The organism is Rhodococcus sp. (in: high G+C Gram-positive bacteria) (assembly GCF_049286785.1).
Taxonomy (GTDB): domain Bacteria; phylum Actinomycetota; class Actinomycetes; order Mycobacteriales; family Mycobacteriaceae; genus Rhodococcus_F.
In genome coordinates, this window is sequence record NZ_JBAQEO010000381.1 from 1 (window position 1) to 1,708 (window position 1,708).

Consider the following 1,708-nt stretch of genomic DNA (forward strand, 5'->3'; position numbering starts at 1 on the left):
ACTGCGGGCCGGGATACTTGGACCATCCCGCGTCCGCAGTGGTGTCGTGGACCTTCAGCATTCCGGCGCAAGTCGGAGCCTTCTTGTCGGTCGAGGTGATCGTGCTGACCTCGACTTGGAGTGTGAACACCCGTGGGTGCCTGGTCAAGGCGTCGAAGAGCTGCACCGGGAGCGATGTGTCTGCGGGTAAGTTCTCCACGTCCAAGAGGACCCTGATCTTGCGTGGGCTGGGGCGATGGCTGAACAGGTCGCCCTCGTCCTTGGTGGGCGACAGGTCCAGTCTCTGCTTCGTGCGGATCGGATCGTCGTCCTGGTGCAGCTCGCGGAAGATGCGCATCGTGGCATTCTCACCCGGCTTCGGCGGACTATGGGCGCACACTCGGTGTATGCCCTCCTCGAAGGCGGCGTCAACACCGATGCTAGCCACGCTCGGTGAGGTACCGTCAGGCCCCGGGCGAGCGGATCTGACCGACGCGCAGTGGGCACGGTCGGACACGTGACTGCCCCGCGGGAAGAAGGCGGGCCGCACGCCGAGTGGACGAAACGGCAGCTCATCGACGTCGTCGCCGTTCCTTGGTGCTGACCAATTTTCATCGCAGGAGCATCCGGACCATCTATCAATCAGATCCGCAGGCAACACGGCCGCCGATTGAACTCGACACTGCTCACTGCGATCGGCGTACTGATGCTCGCTGCCTTCGGCAGCGTCGCGTGTGGGCTGTTCTCGAATGGCATCGGGACGAAGGCGACGATGTGCGGCATTCTCGCGATGGTCGTCCTGGAGACCGTCTTGGTCGGCCTTGTACTGGCCGCGGCATTGATATCGGGGCTAGAAGAACCGTCGCCGGAGGCCGAGCCATACGAACTGCCGGATGAGTTCGTCTGAAGGATCGAGCGCGATGCGCTTGTGTCGTGGAATTCGGTCGTGGCTCGGAGCGCTACCTTGCAGTGGTGGCGTCGCCTCGCGTGGGCACAATTTGGGCCCACATGGATGCAAGTCGGTGTCATCTGACGGCATCTGTCGGAACTTGAAACAGCAGGTGAGGCTGCAATTTGGTCCCTGACCTGCGGGGGTCGGCAGAGTTCAAATCCCTCCGCTTCCGCCAGGACGGAAAGCCCGTCACCGGTCAAGATCCCAGGTGACGGGCTTTTCAGCCCTCCGTGCGTTGGGGTGTGGTCATGCGGAGTCACCTGCGGGACTTCGGACTTCTCCACGGCCTTCTGGAACCATCCGGTGGGTAATCGCGGCCCTCGCATTGCTGGGCGCGCTCCGTGATGAGAAAGGCGGGATCGGTACGGTCCGCGACGTGTGGGATTTGGGGGTGCCCACGTGCAGTTGGTTGTCGACCTGGCCGGCGTTCTCCACGACCGTGAGCCGCTTCCGCAACAGGTCCAGGTGCCTTACGCGGAGCCCGATAGCTTCGCCCCACCGGAGCCCCACGGTAGGCGAGGACATACACCAGAGTGCGCTTTCACCGGCAGCATCCGCGAGCGCATCGACCTTTCGTGTGTGAGGTAGACGCGTGCCTTCCGCCTCTTCCGGGGAAGGTTGCCGACGCCGCGCGCGGTGTTACGCGTGAGTCGCCTGCTCTTCACTGTGGAGTCGAGGATGCCGCTCGACGGCATCAAGATCGATGTCCGATATTCGCACGTCGGCCCAACGCAGCTCCACATGCACGCAGCTCCACATGCACGCGCTCCACATGCC

General features: G+C 63.4%; 2 protein-coding genes. One reads left to right on the top strand and one right to left on the bottom strand.

The window, feature by feature from the left end; all coding sequences use genetic code 11:
* Positions 1–337, bottom strand: a 337-nt coding sequence (locus tag WAW17_RS14250; RefSeq protein WP_422333606.1) for a hypothetical protein, incomplete at its 3' end; no start/stop codon positions are given.
* Positions 338–649: 312 nt separating this feature from the next.
* Here WAW17_RS14250 and WAW17_RS14255 point away from each other — a divergent pair.
* Positions 650–886, top strand: a complete 237-nt coding sequence (locus WAW17_RS14255) for a hypothetical protein (protein WP_422333607.1) — start codon at positions 650–652, stop codon at positions 884–886.
* The last annotated feature ends 822 nt before the right edge of the window (positions 887–1,708 follow it).